This is a genomic window from Acidobacteriota bacterium, from assembly GCA_040752675.1.
Lineage (GTDB): Bacteria > Acidobacteriota > Polarisedimenticolia > JBFMGF01 > JBFMGF01 > JBFMGF01.
In genome coordinates, this window is record JBFMGF010000069.1 from 1 (window position 1) to 5,481 (window position 5,481).

Sequence of the window (5,481 nt, forward strand, 5' to 3'; positions counted from 1 at the left end):
CGAAATGAGATACCCGAGCGTCGTCCCCACTCTCCCTGCGCCTATGATAGAAAGGATCTTATTCCCGGTGCTCTTCATCGATTTCCTGCTCATCGTTTTCAAAATCGTCTTTGAAAAAAAAGTGTTTAAAGTATCGGCTCCCCTGATTGATCCTTCAATTCTCTCTCAAGATTTTCAGCAGCTCTATAAGTTCACGGGGGACCTCCGCATAAAATTCAATTCTTTTCGACAACGAGGGATGTGTAAGGGAGAGCCATGAAGCATGGAGGGCAATTCGCTTCAGATTCCTGATGATATCTCTTTTCTTTTTGTTCTGCAGCCCTCTCCACATGGCGCCTCCATACTTAGTATCCCCCACGATCGAATGCTTGATGAATTTAAGATGAGCCCTGATCTGATGGGTCCTTCCGGTTACAGGGTGAAGCTCAAGAAGCGTAAAGCCTGGAAGATGCTCGATGACTCTGTAGATAGTCCGTGCCTCTCTTCCCTTTCGCGTCCTGGAGGATATCTTCTTCCGATCATGGACATCTCTTCCGAGCGGAATATCTATCTCTCCTTTCGCTTCTTTGAGCCTCCCCCAGACGAGGGCCATATATCTTTTTTCGACCTTCCTGTTCTTGAATTGATCCGCGATCGAGAGGTGGGCTCTTGCCGTCTTCGCGAAGACGATAAGCCCCGATGTTTCTTTGTCGAGACGATGAACGACCCCCGGACGGTAAGGTTCCCCGTAAGGTGAGAGACTCGTGTGCGACAGGAGAGCGTTCACGAGTGTTCTCCTATTAACACCAGCGCCTGGATGCACCGTGATTCCAGATGGTTTGTTGATGACGATGATATCCTCGTCCTCGTAAACTATGTCAAGAGGGACTCTCTCTGCCTCAATCTTCTCCCCTTTCTGTGATGGAATGTCGACCAGAACCCGCTCCCCTCCGGAAACTCTGTATGCGTTCTTCCTGACCAAGGTATCGACGAGGACGTTCCCGGATCTGATGAGACGCTGGATGTGAGAGCGGCTGATCTCATGAAGATGTTCGGATAGGAATCGATCGAGTCTCTTTCCTGAATCCTCTCCGTTTACCAAGAACTCAAGGCTTTTCTCCATGAGAGCCTGCCTCTTTCTTTGATTTCCTGTACAGGATGAAAAGGATGACCGCAGCAGAGATCGCTCCGATGCTTCCGATTATCTGCGACGTGGAAAGAAGTCCATTGAAGTATAGTCCGCGGCTGATGTCTCCCCGGAATAGCTCGATGATCCCCCGGCTCAGTGAATAAAGGAAGATATAGCTCCAGGTGATCTCTCCGTCGAACTTTTTGAATCTCCAGAGAACCAGGAGCATCAGGAAAAGTGTGAAATCATTGAGAGATTGATAGATCTGCGTGGGATGCAGCGGTATGCCCAGCGGTACTCCGGTATTTTCGTGCGCGATTGGATTGGTGAAGGTGATTGCCCACGACAGCCCCTCTGCAGGTCTTCCAAAGCAGCATCCAGCGAAGAAGCATCCGATTCTTCCTATGGCCTGACCGAGGGGAAGAGGGATGCATATCGTATCGGAGAGCCTCCACAGAGGGAGCCTGTTCTTGAGAGCAAAAATGATGATTGTGGCCAGCGCGGCGATGACGCCGCCGAGATAAACCCCTGCAACTTTATAGATGTAAATGATCTCACCAGGATTCTCAAGATAGTATCGAAAATCCACGAGCAGGAGGGCAGCTTTAGACCCGACGATCCCAGCGAGGAGGAGATAGAATCCGAGATCGATCATCCTGGAGACATCGAACCCTTCCCGCTTCGATAGCTTAATCCAGATCATCAGCGTTAGAAAGGCCGCGATCATCACGATGAACCCATAGGTTGGAATGAAAAAATGAACCTCACCGAAAAGAGGGAGGTTCACCTCTCCAAGATCAATCAGTATAGGATGCATCTGTCACTTCTTTTCCGATCTTATAAAAATCATATCAAAAAATATCAGCGCGATTCCAATGCTAATAAAAGAGTCGGCCAGGTTGAAGGCGGGCCAGTGGAACTTGCCCAGGTAGAAATCAAGGAAATCAATCACCTCTCCATAAAGGATCCGGTCGATCAGGTTCCCGATGGCACCGCCGAGAATGAGAGTCATTCCGGCACCAAGAAGTTTCTCATCCGGATGGATTCTGACCATGATGACGATTATTATCAGCACGACACAGAGAGGTATCAGTGTGAGGATTATCCATCGCACCGGGTCAGCGAGCGCATCCAGAAACCCGAAAAGAGCTCCTCGGTTCGTCGAAAAGATGAGATTGAAAAATCCATTGATCACACAAACAGGACGGCTCATCTCCTGGAGATAGCTCACGGCAAGCATTTTCGTAACCCTGTCCAGGATGACTAGGAGCAATGGGACCAGAAACAACATCTTCTTATTTATGATTTTCATAGAGGCAAAGGTTCACGAGATACCCGATTCGATCGCTTGCACACACCTGCCACAGATACCTGGATAATCGGAGGCTACTCCGACGTCAGAAGAATAGTTCCAGCATCTCTGGCACTTCTCGCCATCCGCCATGAGAACCTCGATGGAGAGCCCTTTGATCTTTTCGCTGAAGTACCGCTTGTTGGAAGTCTTCCCGAACTCCACCTGCGATACAAGAAAGACAAATCGCAGTTCACCTCCAAAACTTTTAAGAAAATCCATCACTTCATCAGGCGCATCTATGCGCACCTTGGATTCCAGCGAGTTTCCGATCATCTTCTCCTGTCTGGCAATCTCGAGAGCCTTGGAGACGTCCTCCCGGATCTCGCGAAGACGATCCCACCTTTCCAGAAGTTCTGGTTCTTCCTTCAGATCGAGAAGAGCGGGAAATTCTGTCAGATGAACGGAGATCTTTCTCGATTCGCGCCCAGGCATACTCCTCCAGACATCTTCGGCTGTAAAACAGAGGATGGGAGCCATCAACTGGCAGAGGCTTTCGCATATCCTGAAGAGGGCCGTCTGGGCCGAACGTCTCCGCCGTGAGCCCTGAGCAGCAGTGTAGAGGCGATCCTTCAGGATGTCGAGGTAGAAGGAACTCATGCTCACCGCACAGAAGTTGTGCAGGCTGTGGTAGATGACATGAAACATGTAGTTCTCATAAGCCGACAGAATCTTCTTGATGAAGCTGTTGAGATGCAGGAGAGCCCAACGGTCAATTTCAAGCATCTCCGAATAGGGAACGGAATCCTTTTCTGGATCAAAGTCATAGAGATTTCCAAGGAAGTACCGGAAAGTGTTTCTTATCTTTCTGTATGCTTCAGCGTTTCTCCTCAGGATTTCCTCCGATAGACGCATGTCGCTCAGGTAATCGATCATGGAGACCCAGAGCCTGAGGACTTCGGCACCCATCTCATTGCAGACTTCCATCGGGGAGATGACGTTTCCGAGGGATTTGGACATCTTTCTCCCCTCGCCGTCTAGCGTGAATCCATGTGTTATTACAGTTCTGTAAGGAGCGGAACCGCGATTGTTGACGGCGACCAGGAGGGAGGAATGGAACCATCCCCTGTACTGATCGGAGCCTTCCAGATAAACGTCGGAAGGCCATGGCAGGTCTTCTCTCTTTCCGAGGACGGCGCAGTGGCTTGAGCCCGACTCGAACCAGACATCCACGATGATCTCTTCTTTACGGAACTCTCCTGATCCGCAGACGCTGCACTTCGTTCCCTCCGGAAGAAGCTCGCCGACACTCTTCTGAAACCAGAAATCGGAACCATACTTCTTGAAGAGATCGGCGATATGATCGAATACATTCTTATCCTGAATGAAGTGGATATCGTCGGATTTGCTCTTCTTGCAAATGAATATCGGAATGGGAACCCCCCAGACCCTCTGCCGGGATATGCACCAGTCCGGTCTCGTCTCTATCATGTTGTAAATCCTCTGCTCACCGAAATCGGGTATCCATCGAACCTTTCTGACTTCTTCCAGGGCTTTAACTCTCAGGTCATTCCTGTCCATCGAGATGAACCATTGTTCCGTTGCCCTGAATATCGTGGGCTGCTTACATCTCCAGCAATGCGGGTATTGATGCAGGATGTCAGTTGAGCTGAGGAGAGAACCGTTCCTCTTCAGATCCTCGATGATAATGCTGTTGGAATCGAAGACATGTAGGCCTGCATACTTTCCGGCGTCTTCGGTAAACCTGCCATCATCTGCAACAGGAGCGTAGGCCTCAAGGCCCGGATATCTTTTCCCGACTATGAAGTCATCCTCGCCGTGCCCCGGAGCCGTGTGGACGCATCCGGTTCCCTGTTCAAGCGTTACGTGCTCTCCATTGATGAGCTTCGCGTAGAAATCATAGAGGGGATGCTTCACGAGGAACGGCTCTTTCGGAAATTTCCAGTCCAATTCCTTCCCTTTAACACTTCCCAGCGCTTCCAGATTCTGTATCCCGCAGGCCATCGCAAACTGCGCCTGGAGGTCACGCGCGACTAGATACACTTCACCGCCACTCCTGGCAAAGACGTACTCGAAATCGGGATTCAGGGCTATGGCTCTGTTGGCAGGAAGCGTCCATGGCGTCGTTGTCCAGATAACGACGAAGGTCTTATCCCTGTAATCCCTCAATGGAGGGATCTCGCTCAACAGTTCATCTGTCAGGAGCAACCGGAACTTCACATAGATTGACGTAGAAACGTGATCATCGTACTCCACTTCCGCCTCTGCGAGAGCAGTTCTGCAGAAAGAGCACCAGTGAACCGGCTTCTTCCCGAAATAGATGGATCCGTTGGCGAAGAACTTCCCGAGCTGATCGATGACGGTTGCCTCGTACTCTCCATCAAGTGTCGTGTAGGGTTTGCTCCATTCTCCGAAGATGCCCAGCCTGATGAATTCCTTTTTCTGGACCTCGATATATTTTTCCGCATAAGCACGGCATTGTCTCCTTATCTCAAGTTTGTTCATCCTGAACTTATTCTCGCCGAGCTGCTGGTCAACCATATGCTCGATGGGAAGCCCGTGGCAGTCCCATCCAGGAAGATACGGGACATCATACCCCATCATAGTCCTTGACTTAACGATGAAATCTTTCAGGATCTTGTTCAGCGCCTGGCCGAGATGGATGTTTCCATTGGCGTAAGGAGGACCATCGTGGAGGACAAACCGTTCTCTCCCCTTTCTCTCCTGCCTGATAAGATCGTAGAGGCCGATCTCATCCCACAACCGTATCATCTTCGGCTCGTTCTCGAGAAGATCCGCTTTCATTCTGAAGTCCGTGCTGGGAAGATTCAAGGTCCTCTTGAAGTCAATATCCTTTTTCACAAGCTAACCTCAAGAATTTAAACGGTAAATTTAGCACCTACTTTTCTGCTTTGTCAAGCAAAGGGATTGTACGGGGTTTGCGTCATGAAAGTGGGTTTTTGCTGTTGACTTTTTTTATGGATATGATATTGTAGATATAAATCTACATAAAGGAGGATTCCCATGGTTTCTATCCAGAACATTGAAGCCCGGAGGAACG

General features: G+C 49.7%; 4 protein-coding genes. All 4 read right to left on the reverse strand.

Annotated features, from left to right (window positions below; translation table 11 throughout):
- Positions 1–154: 154 nt before the first annotated feature.
- The 4 genes from AB1756_07095 to ileS are packed head-to-tail and all read right to left on the reverse strand — an operon-like array spanning position 155 to position 5,282.
- Positions 155–1,102, reverse strand: a complete 948-nt coding sequence (locus AB1756_07095; GenBank protein ID MEW5807094.1) for an RluA family pseudouridine synthase — start codon at positions 1,100–1,102, stop codon at positions 155–157.
- On the reverse strand, positions 1,086–1,925 hold the full coding sequence (gene lgt / locus AB1756_07100) for a prolipoprotein diacylglyceryl transferase (GenBank protein ID MEW5807095.1): 840 nt from the start codon (positions 1,923–1,925) through the stop codon (positions 1,086–1,088). Before lgt ends, AB1756_07095 begins: the two co-directional genes overlap by 17 nt.
- A 3-nt stretch (positions 1,926–1,928) precedes the next feature.
- On the reverse strand, positions 1,929–2,420 hold the full coding sequence (gene lspA, locus AB1756_07105) for a signal peptidase II (GenBank protein MEW5807096.1): 492 nt from the start codon (positions 2,418–2,420) through the stop codon (positions 1,929–1,931).
- A 12-nt stretch (positions 2,421–2,432) separates the two neighbouring features.
- Complete coding sequence (ileS, locus tag AB1756_07110) at positions 2,433–5,282, reverse strand: isoleucine--tRNA ligase (GenBank protein ID MEW5807097.1); 2,850 nt, start codon at positions 5,280–5,282, stop codon at positions 2,433–2,435.
- Positions 5,283–5,481: the final 199 nt, after the last annotated feature.

Coding starts and splice junctions, on each gene's coding strand:
- lgt (MEW5807095.1), bottom strand. CDS start 1,925: ATGCATCCTATACTGATTGATCTTGGAGAGGTGAACCTCCCTCTTTTC.
- AB1756_07095 (MEW5807094.1), bottom strand. CDS start 1,102: ATGGAGAAAAGCCTTGAGTTCTTGGTAAACGGAGAGGATTCAGGAAAG.
- lspA (MEW5807096.1), bottom strand. CDS start 2,420: ATGAAAATCATAAATAAGAAGATGTTGTTTCTGGTCCCATTGCTCCTA.